Annotated in this window: 26 protein-coding genes, 1 tRNA gene and 1 other RNA gene; 27 read left to right on the top strand and 1 reads right to left on the bottom strand. The window is 38.4% G+C overall.

The genetic code is table 11. The features are described 5' to 3' along the window. Positions 1–12 precede the first annotated feature (12 nt). The 24 genes from AB3K24_RS08425 to AB3K24_RS08310 all read left to right on the top strand — a co-directional run bounded on the left by AB3K24_RS08425 (position 13) and on the right by AB3K24_RS08310 (position 18380). Positions 13–531, top strand: a complete 519-nt coding sequence (locus AB3K24_RS08425; protein ID WP_367975090.1) for an HD domain-containing protein — start codon at positions 13–15, stop codon at positions 529–531. 19 nt (positions 532–550) lie between these two features. Then, positions 551–644, top strand: an RNA gene (gene ffs, locus AB3K24_RS08420) — signal recognition particle sRNA small type. Between the two features lie 107 nt (positions 645–751). Beyond that, positions 752–2503: a DNA polymerase III subunit gamma/tau gene (dnaX, locus tag AB3K24_RS08415; RefSeq protein WP_367975088.1), complete on the top strand. Its 1752-nt coding sequence runs from the start codon at positions 752–754 to the stop codon at positions 2501–2503. Between the two features lie 36 nt (positions 2504–2539). Beyond that, positions 2540–3145, top strand: a complete 606-nt coding sequence (recR, locus tag AB3K24_RS08410) for a recombination mediator RecR (protein WP_367975087.1) — start codon at positions 2540–2542, stop codon at positions 3143–3145. Beyond that, positions 3142–3408, top strand: coding sequence for a YaaL family protein (locus tag AB3K24_RS08405; protein ID WP_367975086.1), 267 nt, complete (start codon positions 3142–3144; stop codon positions 3406–3408). The genes recR and AB3K24_RS08405 overlap by 4 nt, the downstream gene beginning before the upstream one ends. Positions 3409–3472: 64 nt before the next feature. After that, the gene (gene tmk / locus AB3K24_RS08400; protein ID WP_367975085.1) at positions 3473–4117 is read left to right on the top strand and encodes a dTMP kinase; all 645 of its coding nucleotides are present in this window, start codon (positions 3473–3475) and stop codon (positions 4115–4117) included. A 6-nt stretch (positions 4118–4123) separates the two neighbouring features. Then, on the top strand, positions 4124–4453 hold the full coding sequence (locus tag AB3K24_RS08395) for a cyclic-di-AMP receptor (RefSeq protein ID WP_367975083.1): 330 nt from the start codon (positions 4124–4126) through the stop codon (positions 4451–4453). Beyond that, a complete protein-coding gene (locus tag AB3K24_RS08390) occupies positions 4453–5376 on the top strand; it encodes a DNA polymerase III subunit delta (RefSeq protein ID WP_367975082.1) in 924 nt (307 codons plus the stop codon). The genes AB3K24_RS08395 and AB3K24_RS08390 overlap by 1 nt, the downstream gene beginning before the upstream one ends. Position 5377: 1 nt before the next feature. Continuing rightward, entirely contained in the window at positions 5378–6253 is an 876-nt protein-coding gene (gene rsmI / locus AB3K24_RS08385) for a 16S rRNA (cytidine(1402)-2'-O)-methyltransferase (protein ID WP_367975080.1), read from the top strand. A 44-nt stretch (positions 6254–6297) separates the two neighbouring features. After that, positions 6298–7035, top strand: coding sequence for an acyl-[acyl-carrier-protein] thioesterase (locus AB3K24_RS08380; protein ID WP_367975611.1), 738 nt, complete (start codon positions 6298–6300; stop codon positions 7033–7035). A 40-nt stretch (positions 7036–7075) separates the two neighbouring features. Continuing rightward, positions 7076–8068, top strand: coding sequence for a UDP-glucose 4-epimerase GalE (gene galE, locus AB3K24_RS08375; RefSeq protein WP_367975079.1), 993 nt, complete (start codon positions 7076–7078; stop codon positions 8066–8068). A 119-nt stretch (positions 8069–8187) separates the two neighbouring features. Next, positions 8188–8391: a helix-turn-helix transcriptional regulator gene (locus AB3K24_RS08370; RefSeq protein ID WP_367975077.1), complete on the top strand. Its 204-nt coding sequence runs from the start codon at positions 8188–8190 to the stop codon at positions 8389–8391. A gap of 86 nt (positions 8392–8477) precedes the next feature. Then, on the top strand, positions 8478–8918 hold the full coding sequence (locus tag AB3K24_RS08365) for a hypothetical protein (protein WP_367975075.1): 441 nt from the start codon (positions 8478–8480) through the stop codon (positions 8916–8918). Positions 8919–9005: 87 nt separating this feature from the next. Beyond that, a tRNA-Lys gene (locus AB3K24_RS08360) sits at positions 9006–9078 on the top strand. Positions 9079–9189: 111 nt separating this feature from the next. Then, positions 9190–9813 carry an NAD(P)H-binding protein gene (locus AB3K24_RS08355; RefSeq protein WP_367975073.1) on the top strand — a complete coding sequence of 208 codons (624 nt, stop codon included), beginning with the start codon at positions 9190–9192 and terminating at the stop codon, positions 9811–9813. Positions 9814–9892: 79 nt separating this feature from the next. Further along, positions 9893–10657 carry a M15 family metallopeptidase gene (locus AB3K24_RS08350; RefSeq protein WP_367975071.1) on the top strand — a complete coding sequence of 255 codons (765 nt, stop codon included), beginning with the start codon at positions 9893–9895 and terminating at the stop codon, positions 10655–10657. A 69-nt stretch (positions 10658–10726) separates the two neighbouring features. Then, positions 10727–11371: a deoxynucleoside kinase gene (locus tag AB3K24_RS08345; RefSeq protein ID WP_367975069.1), complete on the top strand. Its 645-nt coding sequence runs from the start codon at positions 10727–10729 to the stop codon at positions 11369–11371. A 90-nt stretch (positions 11372–11461) separates the two neighbouring features. Then, entirely contained in the window at positions 11462–12229 is a 768-nt protein-coding gene (gene proC, locus AB3K24_RS08340; RefSeq protein ID WP_367975068.1) for a pyrroline-5-carboxylate reductase, read from the top strand. Between the two features lie 80 nt (positions 12230–12309). After that, positions 12310–13047, top strand: coding sequence for a GH25 family lysozyme (locus AB3K24_RS08335; protein ID WP_367975066.1), 738 nt, complete (start codon positions 12310–12312; stop codon positions 13045–13047). Then, positions 13044–14045, top strand: a complete 1002-nt coding sequence (locus tag AB3K24_RS08330) for a Gfo/Idh/MocA family protein (RefSeq protein WP_367975064.1) — start codon at positions 13044–13046, stop codon at positions 14043–14045. Before AB3K24_RS08335 ends, AB3K24_RS08330 begins: the two co-directional genes overlap by 4 nt. Before the next feature lie 4 nt (positions 14046–14049). Next, positions 14050–15369 carry a DEAD/DEAH box helicase gene (locus AB3K24_RS08325; protein ID WP_367975062.1) on the top strand — a complete coding sequence of 440 codons (1320 nt, stop codon included), beginning with the start codon at positions 14050–14052 and terminating at the stop codon, positions 15367–15369. A 126-nt stretch (positions 15370–15495) separates the two neighbouring features. Beyond that, positions 15496–16185, top strand: a complete 690-nt coding sequence (locus tag AB3K24_RS08320) for a response regulator transcription factor (protein ID WP_367975061.1) — start codon at positions 15496–15498, stop codon at positions 16183–16185. After that, a complete protein-coding gene (locus AB3K24_RS08315) occupies positions 16178–17461 on the top strand; it encodes a sensor histidine kinase (RefSeq protein WP_367975059.1) in 1284 nt (427 codons plus the stop codon). Before AB3K24_RS08320 ends, AB3K24_RS08315 begins: the two co-directional genes overlap by 8 nt. A gap of 52 nt (positions 17462–17513) precedes the next feature. Next, a complete protein-coding gene (locus AB3K24_RS08310) occupies positions 17514–18380 on the top strand; it encodes a S1C family serine protease (RefSeq protein ID WP_367975057.1) in 867 nt (288 codons plus the stop codon). Between the two features lie 86 nt (positions 18381–18466). Here AB3K24_RS08310 and AB3K24_RS08305 read toward each other — a convergent pair whose 3' ends face one another. After that, positions 18467–18793: a thioredoxin family protein gene (locus tag AB3K24_RS08305; RefSeq protein WP_367975055.1), complete on the bottom strand. Its 327-nt coding sequence runs from the start codon at positions 18791–18793 to the stop codon at positions 18467–18469. 517 nt (positions 18794–19310) lie between these two features. On the opposite strand from AB3K24_RS08305, the gene AB3K24_RS08300 reads away from it, so the two are divergent. From AB3K24_RS08300 to AB3K24_RS08290, 3 genes are read left to right on the top strand one after another with little or no spacing between them, the layout of a single operon-like run. Beyond that, positions 19311–20216 (top strand): homoserine O-acetyltransferase/O-succinyltransferase family protein, encoded by a 906-nt coding sequence (locus AB3K24_RS08300; protein ID WP_367975054.1) that lies wholly within the window; start codon positions 19311–19313, stop codon positions 20214–20216. After that, positions 20213–21322: a trans-sulfuration enzyme family protein gene (locus tag AB3K24_RS08295; protein WP_367975052.1), complete on the top strand. Its 1110-nt coding sequence runs from the start codon at positions 20213–20215 to the stop codon at positions 21320–21322. The genes AB3K24_RS08300 and AB3K24_RS08295 overlap by 4 nt, the downstream gene beginning before the upstream one ends. Continuing rightward, positions 21319–22458 (top strand): trans-sulfuration enzyme family protein, encoded by a 1140-nt coding sequence (locus tag AB3K24_RS08290; RefSeq protein ID WP_367975051.1) that lies wholly within the window; start codon positions 21319–21321, stop codon positions 22456–22458. The genes AB3K24_RS08295 and AB3K24_RS08290 overlap by 4 nt, the downstream gene beginning before the upstream one ends. Positions 22459–22484 lie beyond the last annotated feature (26 nt).

Here is a 22484-nt window from a genome sequence, read left to right as displayed (position 1 = left end):
GGAATAGTATACATGCAAAATCCGAATGCTTGGCGTAAAGACCAAGACTATTTAAATATCGTAGATGACTTGTTACAACACAATGAAGTACAACAACTGTCACAATATACGCAACATCATTTTTCAAATCGCTTACGACACTCTATTTCTGTGTCATACCAGTCTTATCTTATTGCTAAAAAAATTGGTGCAGATGAAACGGCCACTGCACGCGCAGGATTGTTGCATGATATGTTTTATTATGATTGGCGCGTAACAAAGTTTGAAGAAGGATCACATGCTTATGTTCATCCTCGTGTTGCGTTAAAAAATGCACAAAAAATCACACATATTAATTCAAAAGAAGCAGATATTATTTTGAAACATATGTTTGGCGCAACCATTGCATTACCAAAATACCGGGAAAGCTGGATTGTGTCAATTGTGGATGATTTTGCTGCAGTGAATGAGTACTTGATACCGAAAGCATATTTGACATATTTTAAATGGCATACAAAGTGGACTAAAAAAATTGCAGAAGTATTTGCGTAAACTTTGAAAATTAGATATAATAGTAAAGCAGGCAAGCATTGGCTCTCGAACTGGGTCAGGACAGAAATGTAGCAGCCCTAAGGTTGTTCGATGCTGTGCTTGTGTACATATTTGACCGCAATGCGGTCTTTTTTTGTAAATAACATGTGAGCTGTGATAAGAAAAAAGCAGTCAGCAGATTTTTACGACATAGCAATAAACGAATAATGGAGGTGGTACATTGGCATATCAGGCATTATATCGGGTTTACAGGCCACGAACGTTTGATGATATGGTTGGACAAGAAGTTATCACACAAACACTTAGAAACGCCATTGAAACGAGACAAACAGGGCATGCGTATTTATTTTCTGGGCCACGCGGCACAGGGAAAACATCGGCAGCTAAGATATTTGCACGTGAAATAAATGGTATTGACCCCAAAACTGATGATTCACAAATACCTGATATTGTTGAGTTTGATGCTGCTTCAAATAGTCGTGTTGAAGATATACGAGATATTTTATCAAACGTTGATTATGCGCCAATCGAAGCAGAATTTAAAGTATACATTATCGATGAAGTACATATGCTTTCCAATAGTGCATTCAATGCGTTACTTAAAACATTAGAAGAACCACCAGAAAATGTAAAATTTATTTTAGCAACAACTGAGCCACAAAAGGTACCTGTTACTATTTTGTCACGTACACAACGGTTTGAGTTTAAACGTATTGATAGTTTAGTCATACAAACACGATTAGCAGATATATTAAAAAAACAGCAAATAAAATACGAAGACGATGCACTACGGATTATTGCCAATGTTGCTGAAGGTGGTATGCGTGATGCGCTGTCCATATTAGATCAGGTGATTGCATTTGGTACTGATAATGTGACGGTTGATAATGCGCTACAAGTAACAGGATCAACAACGACAACAGAATTGTTAGCGTATGTTAAAGCAATAAGCGTTGGCGATACACCTAAAAGCTTACAAATATTGCATGATATTTTAATTGAAGGCAAAGATGCACAACGTTTTGTGGTAGATATTCTTGGCTTACTACGTGATGTCATGCTTGTCAATATTGCACCAGAATTGATTAAATCAACAGTACAATTAACAGCGTTACAATTATTATCAAAAAAGCTGAGTATAGCACGTATTGAACAAATGATGTTGACACTGGATGATATTCAAAGACAGTTGATGCAAACTGTACAAAGTGATGTTTATTTGGAACTGTTAACAGTGAAATTAAGTATGGCAGCAGAAATAGAGCCAGTAGACACAACAACACCCATCTCGGTAAAAACAACAGTAACGTCCAAAAAAGAGATACCAGAAAAATCAGCGCCTTCTAAATCTATGGTTGTTGAAGAAATTATAAATCCAGGACCAGCTGTGTCTGAGCAAGAAGTGTCGTTAGAACAAAGGGCGATGCCTGTGGCCCCAGTATCAGGTAGACAAGAAGATGAAACTAACTTGTTAGTTCGAACTGGGCAGCAAGCAGTATTTGCTGTATTACAAACGGCCAAACGTGAATCGTTGAGTCGTACCAAAAATGAGTGGGCGGCGCTTATTGCGCGTTTTGATGTTGCGCAACAAGCAATGCTAACAATTGCTGAACCTGTTGCTGCCAGTGAGGTAGCTGTCGTGTTAGCCTTTGATTATCCGGCGTTACTTGAACAAGCCTTAGACGATGCGGAAATGCAACACAATCTAGATTCAGCCTTACGAGAACGAAATTTACCGACGTTAATGGTGTTTATTTCACAAGATGATTGGCAGCAAGAACGTGCAGCCTATGTTACACAACTTAAATCCGGTGCCATACAACGGATTGACTTAACTGAAGTACCACTTGTTAGTAGTCAAAAGGCAGTAGCAGGGATAGAAAAATCAGCACCGGTGGCAACAACGGAACCGGCGGTTGTTGCGGAAGCAAAAAAAATGTTTGGTAGTGATCTTGTAACCGTCGTTGATTAATAAAGAAAGGATTGGGCTCATGAAGCCTTGTGATCTATGGATTATCCAGAACCTATTGCAAAATTAATAGATAGTTATACAAAATTACCTGGTATTGGTTCAAAAACAGCAACACGTTTGGCTTTTTATACTCTTGGTATGGCTGAAGAGGACGTGATATATTTTTCTAAGGCACTAATTTCCGCCAAAAAAGACCTGACATTTTGTTCAGTATGTGGTAATATTACGGAAAACAACATTAATCCTTGTGTGATATGTCAAGATACATCGCGTGACCAAACAACAGTATTTGTTGTGGAAAATTCACGTGATGTGATGGCCATGGAAAATACAAGAGATTTTCATGGTTTGTACCATGTTTTGAACGGCGTTATTTCACCAAGTGCTGGAACAGGGCCGGAAGACATCAATTTACCCAGTTTAATTCGCCGGTTATCAGAACATCAAGAAATTAATGAAGTCATTGTTGGAACCAATGTGACAGCTGAAGGTGAGGCGACAGCAATGTATTTAGCAAGATTACTTAAACCTGCAGGGATTAGAGTAACGCGTTTAGCACATGGTTTAGCAGTCGGTTCAGACATTGACTATGCGGATCAATTGACACTGATTAAAGCGGTACAAGGACGAACAGAATTATGATATTTGGGAAAAAGAAACGTGACTTACGTCATGAATATGATCAAGCCCTTGTTTTTCAAATTGATAAGGCGAAAATAGATTGGGATACGGCGAAAAATTCTGAAGAAGCTCTATTAGATGGGCAAGTGAACGTGCGGTTAATACAGTCTCAAACAGCATTGAATAAGGCAAAATTTAATTACCTTTATCGCGAAGCAAGGCGTCGAAAAACGGTCGGACACATGCAAACACATGTGTTAAAAACCGATCGTAATCAATTCTAATGATGCAGTTTATCAATATTTTCCATATAAGCTGTACGAAATGAAGAAATAGGGTGTCAAAAGCATGTCAAAACCATTATTTATTACGTTTGAAGGACCAGAAGGCGCCGGCAAAACGAGTGTTTTAGAAATTTTAATTGCTGAATTAAAACCACTTCTTGCTGACGATTTAGTTACGACACGCGAGCCTGGGGGAAATCCTATATCTGAAGCCATTCGTGCCATTTTGCAACCAGCAGAAGATAACGGTATGGATGTGCGAACCGAAGCGTTGCTTTATACGGCGGCACGTCGTCAACATTTGGTAGAAATTGTATTGCCAGCATTAAAATCTGGTAAAGTAGTCATTTCTGATCGTTACATTGATAGCTCGTTAGCCTATCAGGGTGGTGGTCGCGGCCTGGGCGTCGACAATATATGGCAAATTAATCAGTTTGCGACAGAAGGTTTGATGCCTGATTTGACAGTTTATTTTGATATACCACCAGAGATTGGTTTGGCGCGTGTTAAGGCCAATCGTCAAGGGAAAATTGATCGACTGGATAAGGAAAAATTATCTTTTCATCAAACAGTACGTCAAACTTATTTACAACTACAACATGACTTTTCTGATAGAATTAAAATAATTGATGCCACAAATTCGTTAGATCAAGTAGTGGCTGATACGCGTACTTTACTGTCAGAAGCACTTAAAGCTCGAAAGGAGTAATTTCTTATGAAACTTATTACGGCTATTGTTCAGGATAAAGACACAACAAAATTAAGCAATGCATTTGTAAAATCAAATATACGTGCGACACGATTAGCGACATCTGGTGGTTTTTTACGATCAGGAAATACGACATTTTTAATTGCTATTGAAGATGACCGTTTACAAGCGGTACTTGATATTATTCAATCTGTTTCTCAAAAAAGAAAACAGTATATGGTACCACCGGTTAGTTTGGATGCTGGAGGTGCCCATGTTGGTGCGTATCCAGTTGAAGTTGAGGTCGGTGGCGCAACTGTTTATACACAAAGTATTGAATCATTTCATCAGTTCTAATGCAATCAGATTTCGTAACAATTGCACAAATGGTCTATCCAACACAAGTTTCGCATTTTGTAAATTTAATTAATGAAAACCAGTTAAGCCATTTTTATTTATTTATTGGACCAAGTCAGCCAGAAAAGCTGGCTTTTTCGCAGTATCTGGCCTGGCAAATTGTTGGTGCAAATGAACGCAATGCAGTCCGAATTACAGAAAATGATCATCCTGATGTTAAAATGACACAACCAAGTTTGCCAAAGAGTGGCACCGGATCAAATCGAACTTGGAAAGTTGATCAAATCAGAACTTTGAAACCTGAATTTGTGACGGTTGCTCAAGAAAGTACACGCAAAGTTTTTGTTTTTGATGCTGTAGAAACGTTGCACGCTGAATCTGGTAATTCACTACTAAAATTTATTGAGGAGCCTACTGGACCACAATTAATTGTGATGTTAGCTGAAAATCTCAATGAAGTGATGACAACAATTCAATCACGAGCACAAGTTGTTCATTTATTGCCTGAAACGATGATAGACCAGGCAATCGATTTAATTGATGCTGACTGGCGAAAGGCGACACAACTCATTTTATTTAAATGGTTTGAATTGATAATGCAGCGACGTATCGAAGCTTTTGTCTATGTGCAAACACAACTGGTAAACCAACTAAAAGATATTAAACAGCAGCAATTATTTTTTAATTGGCTTCATCAATTATCACGTGACACGGTTGTCTTTGGGCAAATTCCAGATGACATGCTGCGCTTTCCAACGCTAGTTGGCTTATATAAAACGCTGACGCAGCATTACACAACACAGCAGTTAGTGAAGGCGAGCGATGCTGTATTTATGGATGATAAAATACGTCAAAATAATGTGGCCTTACAAACACGACTTGAAAAAATTGTGCTTGATGTGACGATTGCTTTAGGAGAATAGCATGCAACGACAAAAAAGTTTTGAGAAAAGCCAAACAGGGACGTTGTTTCTGGTGCCAACCCCGATAGGCAATTTGCAAGATATGACCCCGCGTGCGATTGACACGTTAAAAGAAGTTGACTTAATAGCGGCTGAAGATACGCGACACACACAACAATTACTCAATTATTTTGATATTGAAACAAAGCAAACCAGTTTTCATGAGCATAATTGGCAGGCAAAAATACCTGGGATTATTTTGGATTTACAAAATGGCAAAAATATTGCGCAAGTCAGTGATGCTGGTATGCCATCAATTTCAGATCCGGGTAAAGAACTCGTGGCTGCTGCAATCGAAAACAATTTAACGGTTGTGCCAATTCCAGGTGCAACAGCTGGTGTTACAGCCCTTATCGCTAGCGGATTAGTGCCGCAACCTTTTTATTTTTATGGCTTTTTACAACGGAAAAATAATGAGCAGCTGGCAGAGTTACAACAATTATCCAGCATACGAGATACTATTATTTTTTATGAATCACCACATCGTATTAAGAAAACGCTAGAGAATATACAAAAAGTGATGGGTGACGATCGCCTTGTGGTTCTTGCACGTGAACTTACTAAGCGTTACGAAGAATTTTTACGTGGCACAACACAAGAACTCGTAACTTGGACGAAAGATAATGATATTCGTGGTGAATTTGTTGTGATGATTGATGGTTATCATGGCGTAATTAAAGAACAAAATGAACCTGATGATCTTGATTTGTCTGTTCATGATGCTGTTGAAAACTTGATAAGTCGTGGTTTGAAACCTAATGCAGCAATCAAGCAAATTGCTAAATTACGTGGATTAGATAGACAAGCAGTTTATGCAGATTATCATGGTATTGCTTGAAAAAATCAGTGTAGAGAAATTTGTAATTCATAGGGGAAAATATGATGCATACGTTTGAAATTGAGCGACACGTCGAATATTATGAAGCTGATACTACTGGTCGCTTAACCTTACCGATGATTTTGAACTGGGCAGTGTTGGCATCAAAGAAGCAAAGCGATGAACTAGGTGTTGGACAAAAAATATATTTAGGTCGTGGTTTGGGATGGATTATCTTGCAATATGAACTACAAATTACACGTCGTCCAAAAGTAAACGAAGACATTACAATTAAAACATACGCTGCAAAATACAATCCTTTTTTTGTCAGTCGGCCATTTGTTTTTTTTGATGCTGCTGGGCAAGAAATTATTCGTGTCGATTCAATTTGGACAATGATTGACATTGAAAATCGCCGCATGGCACGACTACCGCAAGATATTGTTGACAAATATCAGGCAGAACGTGTGAAACAAGTACCACGTATTGCTAAGCCTGCGCAATTTGGTGTTGACGAGGTATTTGAAGAAAATGACTATCATGTACGTTATCTTGACATTGATGCTAATAAACATGTCAATAATTCAAAGTATTTTGAGTGGATGCAAGATGTTATTGCACCAGAATTCCTATCAACGCATGAAGTGACATATGTTAATTTGAAATTTGAAAATGAAATTCGATTGGGGCATATGATTCAATCACAAGTTATTTTACAAGAACATGACAGTAAACACCGTATAATGATGGGTGATGTTGTTAGCGCTGAGGCTGAGTTTAAGTGGCGCGATGTGTCGGTTTAGTGTACACTAAAAGTATAATTCTAAAGTAAAGAGGCTTATTATGTCAGTATTAGTATTAGGTGGGGCCGGTTATATTGGCTCACATATGGTTAAAACACTTGTTGAAGCTGGGTGTGACGTTGTCGTGGCAGATGCGTTGTTCACAGGTCACCGTGATGCGGTCAATTCAGCGGCTAAGTTTTATCAAGTTGATATTCGCAATAAAACTGCGTTGTCAGAAGTTTTTGATAAAGAAAATATTGAACAAGTTGTGCATTTTGCAGCCTTTTCAATTGTGCCGGAATCAGTAGCTAATCCATTGAAGTACTTCGATAATAATACAAGTGGTATGATTACGTTACTCGAAGTGATGAAGGAACATGATGTGAAGCAAATTGTCTTTTCATCAACGGCTGCGACCTATGGTAATCCAGTAAATATTCCAATTAAAGAAACTGATCCACAAAACCCTATTAATCCTTATGGTGAATCAAAGCTTATGATGGAAAAAATCATGGCTTGGTCGGACAAATCTGATGGCGTAAAATGGGTTGCTCTGCGTTACTTTAACGTAGCCGGAGCTGCTGAAGATGGTTCAATTGGTGAAGATCACACACCAGAAACACATCTTGTACCAATTATTCTACAGGCTGGCTTAGGGCAGCGTGAGTATATTGAAATGTTTGGTGATGATTATAAGACACCAGATGGTTTTAATGTCCGTGATTATGTACATGTACTTGATTTAGCTGATGCGCATATGCGTGCTTTAAAATACTTAGCTGATGGGCATGATTCAAATCAATTTAACTTGGGATCGGCAACTGGTTTTTCTGTTAAAGAAATGGTTGAAGCAGCGCGTGAGGCAACGGGTGTTGATATCCCATCAAAAAAAGGTCCGCGTCGTGCTGGTGATCCAGATATTTTGATTGCTAATTCCGATAAAGCACGTGACGTTTTAGGGTGGACACCAAAGTATGATAATGTGCAAGATATTATTAAAACAGCTTGGCATTGGCATCAAAATCACCCAACAGGTTATGATGATAAATAAATCTTTAAAAATAGTCCTACAAGTTGTAGGACTATTTTTTTGTCAAAAGTATTTGACAAAAAAAGTCAAACATGTTTTACTATATATGTTAAACATATTTGACAGAAAGAGCACGTGAGATGGAAAATAATATTCGTGAACGTCGAAAAAAGCGGCAATTATCGCAAGAATCTTTAGCTAAAAAAGCAAATGTGACTCGGCAAACAATCAATGCGATTGAAAATGCTAAATATGATCCGTCGTTAGAATTAGCGTTTAGATTAGCAGAGATATTGGAGACAACAGTTGATCAATTATTTATAAAAGGTGTAAAAAGTGAGTAACATAGAACAAAAATAGTGATTATTTTGAGAATCGTTATCCGTGCATTTGTATGCGATAGCCAAGGTTAAATAGGATTGGGGACAACATGGTTGATGTTAAGAAAAATGCATTAAGAGCAACAGTATCAGCACTTGGAATGATTGTGCTGCTTGTTTTGTATAGTTTTACAGAGTATAAATTATTACATATAAGTTATTTTATTTATCTCGTTTTACTCATACACTACAATAATAAACACAAAAAGCGTGCCAAAGTCATGTCAAAAAAATCGCATCTCAAAATTACAATAGATGAATTATACAATGATGAGCGTGAATTAGATGCTATTATGGTATCTAATCGTTTTTCATTACATGTTGTGTTTGGTATACTAATCATACTAGGGATTGTTGCTGTCTCTTTCCATAAAAGCTTTGGCACAACCACGTTAACATTAGGTCAAATAGGAATCTTATTACTAATCGTCGCTTTCATTGCGCAGTTTGCTTATATTTTACGTTTGTTTTATGAATTACGTGAAACATAAATAGTGTCATTACTATGAGGATTTTAAAAAGTGTTGCACACAACAAAAATACGTGATATAATAATTTTTGTTGTGAAAGTGACAAATGGACAGCTAGCTCAGTTGGTAGAGCAACGGACTCTTAATCCGTGGGTCCAGGGTTCGAGCCCCTGGCTGTCCACTAAATTAAACGCCAATACAGAAATGTTTTTGGCGTTTTTTGTTATAATGAAAGTAAGAACGTTTAATAACTATTAATATAGCGGCTAAAATAAAGAAAAAGGTGATCACTGTGAAAATTGCAATTATAGGTGCAACAGGAAATGCAGGTAGTGCTATTACAACAGAGGCAGTCAAACGTGGTCACGAAGTGACCGCGTTTGTCCATAGTGATACTAATATTTCAGGTATAGCAACGATTACGAAGGATGTATTTGCGCTGACATTAGCAGATGTCAAGGATTTTGATGTGATTATCAATACATTTGCTAATCATAAACAGCCAGAATTGATATTAGATGCTGCCACACATTTAATTCATATTCTGCGAGGCACGCCTGTGCGTGCTATCTTTATGCTCGGTGCGGCGTCACTTATTAATACAACAGGTCGTCAACTATTAGAAGATTTGAAACAACTACCAGAAAGCGCAGCGTGGATTAACGAACCTCAGCATGGGTTCTATGAGTTGACATTTTTGAGTTGGGTAAAAGATGTTAATTGGATAGGATTCTCACCACAAAGTAACTTTTTGGTAGGTGAACCAACTGCGTATATGCTTACTCAGGGAAAAATTGTGGAAGATGCCGCCGGTCAGTCACATGTAACGACCGGCAACATGGCACTGGCTGTTCTTGATGAACTGGAGACACCAACTACAAATCAGAGTCGGTTGTCGGTGTCAGATGCTTTCTAACGCAAATTAGGCCGATCATCTGATGATCTTCTAATGACAAAAAAACACACAATTATGATAATGGGGAGTAAGTTTGAGAATGAAAACGCGTTCAAAATTATTGGGTTTGGCGATTATCATCATTTTAAGTATGCTGATAATTGGCTTTTTTCAAGTTAGTCACAGTGGTACTACGAATAAAAAGCAACAAAGATTACAAAAAACGTCTGTTAAAAATCAAAGTAACGCCTTACCAAAGCATACTAAATTGTCAGATTGGCAGTTGTTGTTGGTCAATAAACAGCAGCCACGCACATCTGAAATTAGTTTTAACAAAGTCACTGTTGATGACAAGCAAATAGATCAAAGAATTGCCAGACCATTAGCAAATTTTCGTGCGGGTGCTAAAAATGCAGGGTATGATACAACACTTGTGTCAGCATATCGTTCAATCGCTTATCAAGCTGAAGTTTACAATACATCATTAAAACAAAATGAAGCCAATGGCATGAATAAAGAGTCGGCAAAAAAACTGACTGAAAGCGTCATTCAAACACCAGGGTCCTCTGAACATCAGACAGGTTTGGCGGTTGATTTAGCAGGAAACGATGCTTTAGCAAAGTATCCTAATTTGGTAGCACAAATGGATACGTTTGCATCACAACAGTGGTTAATTAAACATGCATCTGATTATGGTTTTGTTTTAAGGTACTTGGCTGATTCAAAATCAATTGCACAAACTGGTATTGATTATGAATCATGGCATTTCCGTTATGTTGGTGTGATAAATGCCAAATATATGGTGCAACATCATCTGACATTGGAAGCATATAGAGATGAACTTAAAAAAGCAGCGCAAAAGTAACGCTGAAAATCATATCAATTTTTGATATACTAAGTATGTATTAAATTGACTGAAATTAGGAGAATTGGCATGATTGTATTATCAGGCACTATCGGCGCCGGCAAAACAAGTTTAACGGAGATGTTAGCGAATCATTTAGATTCAAAGGCGTTTTATGAAAGTGTTGATGACAATCCAATTCTGCCATTATTTTATGAAAACCCTAAAAAATATGGTTTCTTATTGCAAATTTATTTTTTAAATAAACGTCTAGCACAAATAAAAGTGGCACAGGCTACAGGTAGAAACAATATCGTTGATCGTTCGATTTACGAAGATGCGTTATTATTTCAGTTAACGGCAGACCTAAATCGTGCGACACAAACAGAGGTAGATATTTATAAATCACTTGTTGATAACATGATGGCTGATATTGTTGGCGTTAATGATATCAAAAATCCAGATCTATTGATTCATGTCCGTGTTAGTTTTGAGACAATGCTTGAACGTATTGAAAAACGAGGCCGATCATATGAACAAATTGCTACAAATCCAGATTTGTATGCGTATTACAAAGAATTAAATAAGCGTTACGATGCTTGGTTTGAAGCATATGATCGCTCACCAAAGGTACAAATTGATGGCGATCGTTTCGACTTTGTGATGGATGATGAGGCACGTAGTAAAGTATTGGATATGATTGATACCAAATTATCAGGAGTTGACACAAAATAAAAAGCGATGGGTTGTTAAGACTCATCGCTTTTTATAAAATATGATATGGCTCACCGTAAGTTCTAATTGAAAGCGAGATGGCGGATAAAAATGATTAAATATGGGTTTATTGGTACAGGCAATATGGCGCAGGCCATAATCAAAGGTTTACGACATAAAGGCGTGTTGGCAAAGGAAATAGCAGTATATTCACCCCGTTCTGCTGCTAAACTAACTGAAAAGTGGGGTGTGATATCATTACCAGCGCAAACGCTTATTGATGAAAGTGATTTAGTTGTATTGGCTTTTTTGCCAAACCAATTAGAAAATGTCACAACCAACCTAAATTTCCAGGATAAGCTTGTGGTATCCGTTTTGGCAGGAATTACGGTTGAACAACTCATTGCTGCAACACATACCACGCAAATTGTTCGAACATTACCTAATGTCAATGTGGCAATTAATCAAGGTGTGACAGCTTTTTCTAAAACTGACTTAACAACACCTAACAGTAACGCGTTTAAGGCCTTTTCAGATTACCTTGGCAGCAGTGTCAACCTAGCAGAATCTCAGTTTGCTGTATTTTCTGCCATTGCTGGGTCAGGTCCAGCGTATGTGTTTAAATATATTGATGCGTTAGCACAGGCTGGGGTTGCCAATGGGTTGGATGGCGACTTAGCAACCAATATTGCAACACAAACAGTCCTTGGGTCTGCTCAAACATTGTCTTTATCAACACAGACGGCCAAGGAGTTACAAGCTTCGGTTGCCTCACCTGGTGGTTCAACGCGTGCGGGGTTAGACGACTTAGACACACAAAATTTTGATAGTGTGATAGCACATGCAATCAAAGCTACAGTTGAACATAAACATTTATAATACAGTTTGATAATCAGTTGGAAGATTAATTTAGTGTATTTAACGAGCGATTTACTGACAAATTTTGTATAATGGATATTATGACGAATAACTCTGGAATAACAACAAAAATTAAAACAAAAAAAACATTAACATCATTGACTTGGTTGTTGATCATTGGCGGTTTTGCAGCAACTCTAGCGGTGTGGCTTTTTGCTAAGCCGGTTGTATTGACGGCCAATACGACACCGACTGGTTTTTCAGTGCAGGGTGTGGCGATTAATCAAACATCAGGTTACGTCGATTATCATAACCTGGCATCAAATGGGATTGATTATGCTTATTTACGTGCCACGACAGGCACCTCTTTTGTGGATGATGGCTATCAATCAAGTTATAGTCGTGCGCGAGCTGAACAATTGAAAGTTGGCAGTATTCAAGTTTATGATGCTGGTGCTGATGCGTCAACGCAAGCACAATATTTTATTGATAACGTGGGTAATCGGATAGGTCAGTTGCCGATTGCAGTTTATGTTACTGATAATCAAATTGACACGCAGGCTAGTATCGAACGATTAGCTGCCTTGATACAAATTTTAAATGCACACTATAATAAATCAGCAATAATTTATACAACATCCAGTGTACAAAAAAAGTTAGAAGCAACCATTTCGGAAACAAAGTATTGGCTGATTGCTAATAATACAAAGAATAAAGCAACTAGCAACCAGTTCATTCAATATAGTGAAGATCATACGATTGGCAGTGGTTTGAAAGCGATTAAAATGCCAACGAGCGTGTTTAACGGGACCGAAAAGGAATTTAAGGAGCTAAGATGATTAAATTTGGTATTATTGGTACAAATTGGATTACAAAAATGTTCATTGAAGCAGCGCTTCAAACTGGCGAGTATCAATTAGTAAAAATTTATTCTCGTACGCAAGAACGCGGTGAATCTTTTTTAAAGACGCTGCCAGTTGATGATGTGGATATTGTCACAACTTTAAGTGACTTATACACAGGGATTGCGTTGGTTTACATTGCGTCTCCAAATTCACTTCATTTCGAACAGTCAAAAGTAGCAATCGAAGCAGGTGTACATGTTATTGTTGAAAAGCCAACAACGAGTAATCCGGCAGAGTTTTCGGAAATAGAGCAAGTGCTGTCATTACATCCAGACGTACATTATTTTGAGGCAGCGCGCCATATTCATCAACCAAATTTTAAGATTATCCAACAAACGATGGGTGAATTAACACAATTACAAGGCGCCACGCTAGTCTATCAAAAATATTCATCTCGTTATGATGCCTATTTAGCAGGTGAAGAACCTAATGTCTTGTCACGGGAGTTTAGTGCAGGCGCATTGTACGATTTGGGTGTGTACCCAATTTATGCAGCGATTGCACTATTTGGTGCACCGCGAGCCGTGCAATATTTGCCAACTTTATTGACTAATGGCGCCGATGGTAAAGGCACGGCTAACTTGTTTTATGATGATTTTAATGTGACTGTATTATTTGGGAAGAGTGCTAATTCATACTTAGACAGTGAAATATATGGTTTGAAAGAAACGATTACAATATCAAATATTGCGGATCTTGAATCAATCACTTATCATGACGGTGATGGTCATGCTGATAATATTGGCCAAAAGCCAGATGATAATCCAATGATTCATGAAGCACAAGATTTTGCGGATATTATTAATGATCCTGTTGAAAATCACACGAAGTACAATCAGTGGTTTCAACTTGCTAAACAAGTTAACCAAACCTTGTTTGACTTACGTTCGTCTGCCGGAATAGAATTCCCAGCAGACCAGAAAGAATATTAATTTAATGGCAATTAAACCAGAGTTACAAGATAAATTCAACACCCAATTTGAGACGCCAACACCAATACAAGATGCCGTTTGGGAACGTTTGTCAGATGGTGAAGACATTTTTGGTTTAGCACCAACTGGCACCGGGAAAACGTTAGCATTTATTTTGCCAATGTTATCGCGGATCGATGTTAAATTAAAGCGTACACAAGTGCTAATTTTAGCACCAAGTCAAGAATTAGCCATGCAAACAACAGCTGTGGCACGTGAATGGGGCGCTTTGATTGGTGTCTCAGTAGCTAGCTTGATTGGCGGGGCAAATGGTCGACGACAGTCGGATAAGCTTAAAAAAGACAAGCCACACATTGTTGTTGGGACCTTAGGTCGTGTGTTGACGATGGTTGATGGCGGTGCCTTGAAATTAAATGGTTTACAAACTATTATCTTTGATGAAGCAGACGCGATGTTGACAGAAGAGCGTCATGATAGTTTGCAAGAATTAGCTAATCAATTACCTGAAGATGTGCAGCTCGGGTTATTTTCAGCGACATCTGGTGTGGATTTGAAATATGTTGCTGATACTTTTCATCGAGAAGTACGGCCCATCTCAGTTGGGACTGATGCACCTGCATCGATTAAACATGAATTTCAGTATGTTGATCAAAAGGCACGAGCAAATATGCTAATTCAATTGGCACGAAATAATCAGCAAGCATTAGTTTTTTTTAATACGATTAGTGGTTTAGTGAATATGCAGGCGACTTTACGTCACGCACACGCGAGTGTTATGAGTATCGGTAGTAATGACAAGCGCCAAGTGCAACGCGCAGATGCCTTACGTCTGTTCAAAAAAGGTGAAGTAACGTTACTATTAGTGACAGATGTTGCTGCTCGCGGATTAGATATTGAAGATTTACCTTTAGTCGTTAATGCACAAATTCCACAAAGTAAAAAGACCTATGTTCATCGTACTGGTCGTACTGGCCGCATGGGTAAACCTGGGCGGGTCTTAAATCTTGGCAATGATCATGATATACGTGATTTAAAACGCGAGTTGGGGGATGATTTTGAATTAGTAAAAGCAGTCAATACTTTTACTCAAAAAGCTGACGCACTGATTGAAAAGAACAAACCTGAACGTTCAAGAAGCGATGACCGTGAGCAGACAACTACTGCCCGTGTGGCAACAAAAACAGCACAAAACAGCGCGCCTGTTTTACCAAAAGCTAAGTCAACGCCTGCACCTGAGGTGATTGAAAAACCAAAGAAGAAAAAACGTTCGAAAGTATCTAAAGATAAAGGTAAGCCGAAATGGGCTAATAAACGTGAAAGTTAATGTTCTTTAGTTGTGTAAAAGTATCATTTGTTAATGATACTTTTTTATATTAGAGAGATTTAATCTCCTATTAATCATAAAGTATTACACTAGAGTAAATAAAAACGGTACAATGGAGATATGAAAATGGCTAAAGCAATTAAAATCTTATTAATCGAAGATGACGTTAATTTGGCGGATAATATTGTCGGCTTTTTACAAGATTTTGCGGACGTCAATGTCGTTGATAATGGTCTCGATGGTGAATTCGAAGGTCAGGAGTCACCGTATGATTTAATTATTTCTGATTTGATGCTGCCCGGAGAGAGTGGTTTTGAAGTCATTAAGCATTTGCGCAAAAATGCAGTAGAAACGCCAGTTTTGATTTTGACGGCTAAAAGCTCACTTGATGATAAAATCGAAGGATTCAATGTTGGGGCAGATGATTATCTTACAAAACCATTCTATCGCGAAGAGCTATTAGTGCGTGTTAAAGCGTTGTTGCGTCGGGCAGGTGTTTATTCAGAGGATAATATGATTACTGTTGGTGACGTCCTAATTAACCTAGAAAACCGTGGGGTACAAGTTCATGGTCAACAGGTCAAACTGGTTGGTAAGGAGTTCGATATTCTGACATATTTGGCGCAAAATAAAAATATTATTGTCACACGTGATCAGATTTTTGATCGTGTCTGGGGCATTGACTCTGACACGACAATCAATGTTGTTAATATTTATCTCAACAATTTGCGTCGTAAATTAGAAGCTGTTGGGCAAAATGATTTAATTAAGACCTTACGTAATATCGGCTTTATTTTAGAGGTTAAAGATGCCTAAGGTAATTAACAAGCAACAACAAATTCGTGGATTTCTGTTGTTGATTGCGAGTTTTTTTGTCATATTTTCAGTTCTTGGTAGTGTCATTTATTGGTCTTATACGCGGACCATTTTTCAAAATTCGGATACAGCTATTACGCAGCAAATTAAACAATTTGATATGGCAGGTGCGCTACAAAATTCGGGAGATGCCAATAGAAAAGCACCATTGTTACTACAATCAAATATGTTAGCCGATGTCTGGGTCTACGATAACAGCAAGAAGTTAGTTATTGATGAGCGTATACCAGATCCTATGCAATCTGCTTATAAAAAGAAGTTTAAATATACGTCGCAATTTGTTTTATCCAAACCAAAAACCGTACAGATAGGGAATGATTATTATCGTGGTGCTAAGGTAAACTTTATTAATGGCACAAAAAATAATGATGGCAAACCTGTTAAATATGGCATTATCACGGTTAACGTGACAGACACGGTGTTTAATCTTAACCAATTTAAAAAAGCTATTTTGTGGTCATTTGGCACGTTTGGTTTACTTGCGTTGATGGTATCTTATTGGATTAGTTTGAAAAATATGAAACCTATTCTTAAAGCTTGGCAGCAGCAACAAGATTTTGTTAATAATGCAGCGCATGAATTGCGAACCCCAATGGCTGTTATCCAAGGTAAATTAGAAAATATGCTAACGCGTCCAGAATCGACGGTTCGAGAACAATCTGATGCGATTATATTATCTTTATCTGAAGTGCGACGTCTGACATCCTTGACTAACAATATGCTTACTTTGGCAAAGTCTGGTTCTAACATGACACGTCTTGAAAAAGAATCAACGGATATTGCCGAATTTTTGTCACGAATTGTGGCGCCGTATCAGGAAATGGCTGAGTTTGATGGTAAACAAGTGTTATTGTCTACACAAGTTAACCAACCAGTGTTTATAGACCAAAAACGTATTCATCAGTTATTAGTTTTGTTGGTAGATAATGCGGTGAAGTATTCTGAAGCGGGTGCAACCGTGTCGATTTCGGCAGTGATTGAGAAACGTAAATTTGTTTTAAGTGTGGCAGATACAGGACGTGGTATTAGTGACGAAGCTAAAAAGCATGTCTTTGATCGTTTTTATCGCGAAGATAAAACTGGGAACCGACAGACTGGTGGCACGGGACTCGGCTTGTCAATTGCTGAATGGATAGTGCATGCACATGGTGGTAAGATTGTTGTATTAGATAATCAACCCAAGGGAACGATTATTAAAGTGACACTGCCACTTTAATAATCATTAAATATTGTCATGCTATATTATGTTGGATAAGGAGGATTATGTTATGAAACATGCCCTGATTACTGTGGCTATTGTATCAGCTATTGTGGGTGGTGGTGTCGTTTATTCCGGTACACAACCCAATTCTTGGTTTCAACAGCAGCCGGCGACAAAAAAGATAGCGCATATATCTGGCCAAACGTCCATTTCAAAAACGGCTTATACGAGCAATGATAGCGCAACGACAGCATATAATAAAGTGAAAAATGCTGTCGTAACAGTTCAAAATTTACAAAATAATTCGTCACAACAAAGCGATGGTTTCTCGGCGTTGTTTGGCCAATCACCGCAAGAAGGCCAACAGTCATCAGAAACGGAAACGGCATCTGAAGGTTCTGGTGTCGTTTACAAAATTGCTGATGGGAATGCCTACATTGTCACCAACAATCATGTGGTAGCAAATTCTGACGCCTTACAGGTGATAACGGCTGGTGGGGATAAGATAAAGGCCACCGTGGTAAGCAAAAATGTTGAAAAAGATATTGCATTAATTAAGGTGCAGACAAATGTGATTAAATCAGCTGCATCGTTTGGTAAAATTAATACGTTACAATCGGGACAACAGGTTTTAGCAATTGGTTCACCTTTGGGATCTGATTACGCAACGTCATTAACAAGTGGTATTATTTCGGCGCCGCGACGTGATCTATCAAGTCAACAAACCGGTATAGGCGCAGCGAAAGTAATTCAAACGGATGCTGCGATTAATCCGGGCAATTCTGGTGGTCCGCTTATTAATTTAGCTGGTGAAGTGATCGGAATCAATTCATCAAAAATTGCGTCATCAGATGATGGCGTCAACGTTGAGGGAATAGGTTTTGCTATTCCAGCAGATATCGTGCAAAGTTTTATTGCCGAGACTGAAAAATAGATATCAAAAAAGAAGTCGCGCTTCCAGATGGCAAGGTGACTTCTTTTTTATGAGACGTAGATGATAGACGACAGTACACGTCTAACTCACACAGTTTTTTGATACCAGTCAAGGACTTGATTAGGCGTTAAACGTTCACCGTGCCCGATACGAGAGATTTCTTTGCCGTTTTCAAACAAAACGAATGAGGGAATACCACGCATATTGTATTTTGTGGCAACAGCTAGATTATCATCACGATCAGCATCAAACCAGTTAGCGGTTTCGCTGACGGTATCTTTAATGTTTTGAACGAAAGGCTTGATAGCACGGCAATCACCACACCAATCAGCGGACAAAAACATGACATTGCGACCAGAATGTTGAATATTTGCTTCGACGACAGCATTAGTATTATGTGTTGGTTGATACATAATTTGCTCCTTTTGTTATATTATAAAGAGTATACCATAATATTGTTAAGGATTCTTATTTTATAAAATGAGAAAAATAAAAATATAATTTGTAAAAAGTGTTGACATCTCACAAAATGAAAGTTATAGTGAGTACAACATAAACATTGAAAAGATAAGTACAATTTTAAATCTTAACAAGAGAGCTCGTGGTTGGTGAAATCGAGTAAGATATGTCATTGGAAAATGGTCTTGGAGTTTCATAGATACGAGCAAGCGAGTACTCATATGTGCGGCGCAGTAAGTTGAAATCGGCGGTGCCCGTTAACGCACAACGTATAACCTCGAATTTTTCACAGATGTTCTCGACGATTTCTGACGGGCGTACGTTAAGGTGTGGGCGCGAGAGCCCTGCATGAACACCGGGTGGTAACACGTTATTAAAGCGTCCCGTAGTCTATATTATAGACTACGGGACGCTTTTTATTTTATAATTTGTCATATGTTTAGGCTAAAAAATGAGGGAGGGCAAGGAAAAATGAGTGTCATATTACAAAATGGTCTATTGAAACGTGAACAATTGATAGTAGGCGATTTTAAATTGTTACAACCAACATTAAATGTTTTAGTGGTTAATCTCATGCCCAATCGTTTACAAACGGAAAGGCAATTTACACAGTTACTCACACAATTATCAGTTAATGTACGCGTCACATTTGCAATTCCAGCCTCACACCATTTTAAAAACAATGCCACGATGATTAAAGAAAATTACGATACTTTTGAAGATATTTGGCAAAAAACCTATGATGGTTTAATTGTTACTGGCGCACCAGTTGACCGTATGAAATTTGAAACGATTGACTACTGGCAAGAATTTCAACAATTATTGACATGGCGAAAAACACATGTGAGAGAAAATTTATTTACTTGTTGGGCAGCTTATGGTGCGGGATATGCTGAACGCAACTTTCCTGTACGGCGCAGCGTAAAAAAAATATACGGTGTTTACCATGTGGATCATATTTTGAACCAACGTAGTCAATTGACTACCGGTTTAACACAAATGACCATGCCACATTCGCGTTATTTTACTATTCCAAATGAAGGCATTGCGCGTCGGTTAAAAGTGGCGGGAAACGATATGATTGGTGCGTTTATTTTACGCGACGAACGCGTACGTTCGACGTATATCACGGGCCATTTAGAATACGATACAGCAACATTAGAAGATGAGTATCAACGTGACATAAAAAAAGATGCCCGTACACAGGAACCAAAAAATTATTATGTTAACGGCCAACCTCATAATACATGGCAAAAAAGTGCCGAAAAAATATTTTTTAATTGGGGCCAATTATTGATGGTCGGTACACAACGTACAGAAATGATTGATTTGTTACCAGTTTTAAAACACACTTGTGAAGGAGAAAAAACGGTATGATTGAAAAAATAGATACAATTCTAGCGCAAGGTGGCAACGACACGGATGCTAATAAAACTGGCGCAATTGTGACGCCACTATATTTTTCAACAGCCTACCGCCATCCAGGGTTAGGTGAGTCGACAGGATTTGATTATGCGCGTTTAAATACGCCCACGCGACATATTTTAGAAGAACAACTAGCTGTGTTAGAGCAAGGGGTTCAAGCTTTTGCAACAAGTTCAGGCATGTCTGCTATTGATTTAGTTTTCTCCACGGTGCTTAAAACAGGAGATCATTTTCTAACAAGTGATGATTTATACGGTGGCACCTATCGCTACTTTGATGGACTCGTAACACAAAGAGGTGTGAGTTATGATTCTTGTGGTAATTTAGAGGACTTTTTAACAAAAATTCAACCAAAAACGAAACTCATTTGGCTAGAAACACCTTCAAATCCGATGATGAAGCTATTTGATATTCAAAAAATAGCTTCAGCAGTAAAAGCAAAATATCCAGATATTATCATTGCTGTTGATAACACTTTTTTGACACCAATATATCAACAGCCTTTGACACTAGGCGCAGATATTGTGGTGCATTCAGCGACTAAGTATCTTGGCGGACATAACGACATTTTGGCCGGCGCTGTGATTACAGGAGATGATGGACTTGCAGCACAATTAGAAACAGCCTTGGTTACGAGCGGTCAGGTCTTAGATCCCTTTAGTTCTTGGTTATTGATTCGAAGCCTAAAAACTTTGCATTTGCGTATGATGCGACATAATGAAAATGGGCAATTTTTAGCTGAGGAACTCAGTCATGTTAGCGGGGTAGCACATCTCAATTATGCAGGCATTGGTGGCATGATTAGTTTTTATTTGGCCGATGGCTATGATGTTGATGCTTTCTTGAAGGGCTTACAGATTGCATCGTTTGCTGAAAGCTTGGGTGGGCCAGAAACACTGATCACGATTCCTGCAGTACAGACGCACCATGATATGAATCAAGAACAACGGCTGGCTTTAGGTATTACAGATCAATTAATCCGTGTCAGCGCTGGTTTGGAAGATAAAGATGACTTGTTGCATGATTTAATGCAAGCCATAGCGGGAGCAAAAGTATGAGTGATTGGACAAACGTTATTCAAGCGACAACGATACATGACCCCATTTCAGGTGCTATCAATACACCAATTCAGTTAAGTTCGACATTTAATCAACCTGATTTCGATCATTTTGGTCATTTTGACTACGCGCGTTCTGGTAATCCAACACGAGAATCTGGGGAAGCGGCCGTTGCCAAATTAGAACATGGCAACCATGGTTATTTATTTAGTTCAGGGATGGCAGCAATCAGTAGTGTCCTATTGACATTATCTGCTGGTGATCACATTGTGGTCAGTAAACATGTGTACGGTGGCACCTTTCGTCTGTTAACTGATATTTTGCCACGATGGGGTATAACACACGATATGGTCGATTTTAGTGATTTGGATGCTGTTGCTGCAGCGATTACACCAGCAACAAAAGTACTTTACATTGAAACACCATCTAATCCTACTTTACACATCACAGATATTACAGCAGTAGTTAGTTTAGCTAAAGCACACCATCTTTTCACGGTTGCGGACAATACTTTTTTATCACCATTTTTACAAAAACCACTGGATCTTGGTGTAGATATTGTTGTCCATTCAGCGACAAAATTTTTAGCTGGGCATTCTGACATTTTGGCAGGTGCTGTTGTGGTTAATCGCTCGGACTTAGCTGATAAAATTTATTTTATACAAAATGCTGTTGGTGCGACATTAGGCGTGTTGGATACCTGGTTATTATTGCGGGGCATTAAAACATTAGGGGTCCGTATGACACATGCCAGTCAGTCTGCTCAAAAAATTGCTGAGTATCTTGAATCACATAGCAAAGTAACACGTGTCTTGTATCCTGGATTAGTCAATCATGAAGGGCATGCTATTCAAATGAGGCAGGCTAAGTCAGGTGGCGCGGTGTTGAGCTTTGACGTTGGTTCGGAGGCGCATGCAAGAACGGTTGTTGACGCGTTAAAAATACCCGCGTTCTCTGTGAGTTTAGGCGCAGTGGAAACAATTATTAGTTATCCACCAAAAATGAGTCACGCGGAGTTAAACACGCAGGCATTGGCTAATGCGGGCATTACACCTGGATTACTTCGTTTTTCAGTTGGCTTGGAAGATGCGGATGATTTAATTGTTGATCTAGAACAAGCACTTGCACAAATTTAAAATAATTATCATTTAAAAAAAGGAAA

This window comes from Leuconostoc aquikimchii (assembly GCF_040838325.1).
Lineage (GTDB): Bacteria > Bacillota > Bacilli > Lactobacillales > Lactobacillaceae > Leuconostoc > Leuconostoc aquikimchii.
The sequence above is the reverse complement of the archived record's forward strand: the minus strand, read 5'-3'. Positions and strand labels throughout refer to the sequence as shown.

Coding starts and splice junctions, on each gene's coding strand:
- AB3K24_RS08425 (WP_367975090.1), top strand. CDS start 13: ATGCAAAATCCGAATGCTTGGCGTAAAGACCAAGACTATTTAAATATC.
- recR (WP_367975087.1), top strand. CDS start 2,540: ATGGATTATCCAGAACCTATTGCAAAATTAATAGATAGTTATACAAAA.
- AB3K24_RS08405 (WP_367975086.1), top strand. CDS start 3,142: ATGATATTTGGGAAAAAGAAACGTGACTTACGTCATGAATATGATCAA.
- tmk (WP_367975085.1), top strand. CDS start 3,473: ATGTCAAAACCATTATTTATTACGTTTGAAGGACCAGAAGGCGCCGGC.
- AB3K24_RS08395 (WP_367975083.1), top strand. CDS start 4,124: ATGAAACTTATTACGGCTATTGTTCAGGATAAAGACACAACAAAATTA.
- AB3K24_RS08390 (WP_367975082.1), top strand. CDS start 4,453: ATGCAATCAGATTTCGTAACAATTGCACAAATGGTCTATCCAACACAA.
- rsmI (WP_367975080.1), top strand. CDS start 5,378: ATGCAACGACAAAAAAGTTTTGAGAAAAGCCAAACAGGGACGTTGTTT.
- AB3K24_RS08380 (WP_367975611.1), top strand. CDS start 6,298: ATGCATACGTTTGAAATTGAGCGACACGTCGAATATTATGAAGCTGAT.
- galE (WP_367975079.1), top strand. CDS start 7,076: ATGTCAGTATTAGTATTAGGTGGGGCCGGTTATATTGGCTCACATATG.
- AB3K24_RS08370 (WP_367975077.1), top strand. CDS start 8,188: ATGGAAAATAATATTCGTGAACGTCGAAAAAAGCGGCAATTATCGCAA.
- AB3K24_RS08365 (WP_367975075.1), top strand. CDS start 8,478: ATGGTTGATGTTAAGAAAAATGCATTAAGAGCAACAGTATCAGCACTT.
- AB3K24_RS08350 (WP_367975071.1), top strand. CDS start 9,893: ATGAAAACGCGTTCAAAATTATTGGGTTTGGCGATTATCATCATTTTA.
- AB3K24_RS08345 (WP_367975069.1), top strand. CDS start 10,727: ATGATTGTATTATCAGGCACTATCGGCGCCGGCAAAACAAGTTTAACG.
- proC (WP_367975068.1), top strand. CDS start 11,462: ATGATTAAATATGGGTTTATTGGTACAGGCAATATGGCGCAGGCCATA.
- AB3K24_RS08335 (WP_367975066.1), top strand. CDS start 12,310: ATGACGAATAACTCTGGAATAACAACAAAAATTAAAACAAAAAAAACA.
- AB3K24_RS08330 (WP_367975064.1), top strand. CDS start 13,044: ATGATTAAATTTGGTATTATTGGTACAAATTGGATTACAAAAATGTTC.
- AB3K24_RS08325 (WP_367975062.1), top strand. CDS start 14,050: ATGGCAATTAAACCAGAGTTACAAGATAAATTCAACACCCAATTTGAG.
- AB3K24_RS08320 (WP_367975061.1), top strand. CDS start 15,496: ATGGCTAAAGCAATTAAAATCTTATTAATCGAAGATGACGTTAATTTG.
- AB3K24_RS08315 (WP_367975059.1), top strand. CDS start 16,178: ATGCCTAAGGTAATTAACAAGCAACAACAAATTCGTGGATTTCTGTTG.
- AB3K24_RS08310 (WP_367975057.1), top strand. CDS start 17,514: ATGAAACATGCCCTGATTACTGTGGCTATTGTATCAGCTATTGTGGGT.
- AB3K24_RS08305 (WP_367975055.1), bottom strand. CDS start 18,793: ATGTATCAACCAACACATAATACTAATGCTGTCGTCGAAGCAAATATT.
- AB3K24_RS08300 (WP_367975054.1), top strand. CDS start 19,311: ATGAGTGTCATATTACAAAATGGTCTATTGAAACGTGAACAATTGATA.
- AB3K24_RS08295 (WP_367975052.1), top strand. CDS start 20,213: ATGATTGAAAAAATAGATACAATTCTAGCGCAAGGTGGCAACGACACG.
- AB3K24_RS08290 (WP_367975051.1), top strand. CDS start 21,319: ATGAGTGATTGGACAAACGTTATTCAAGCGACAACGATACATGACCCC.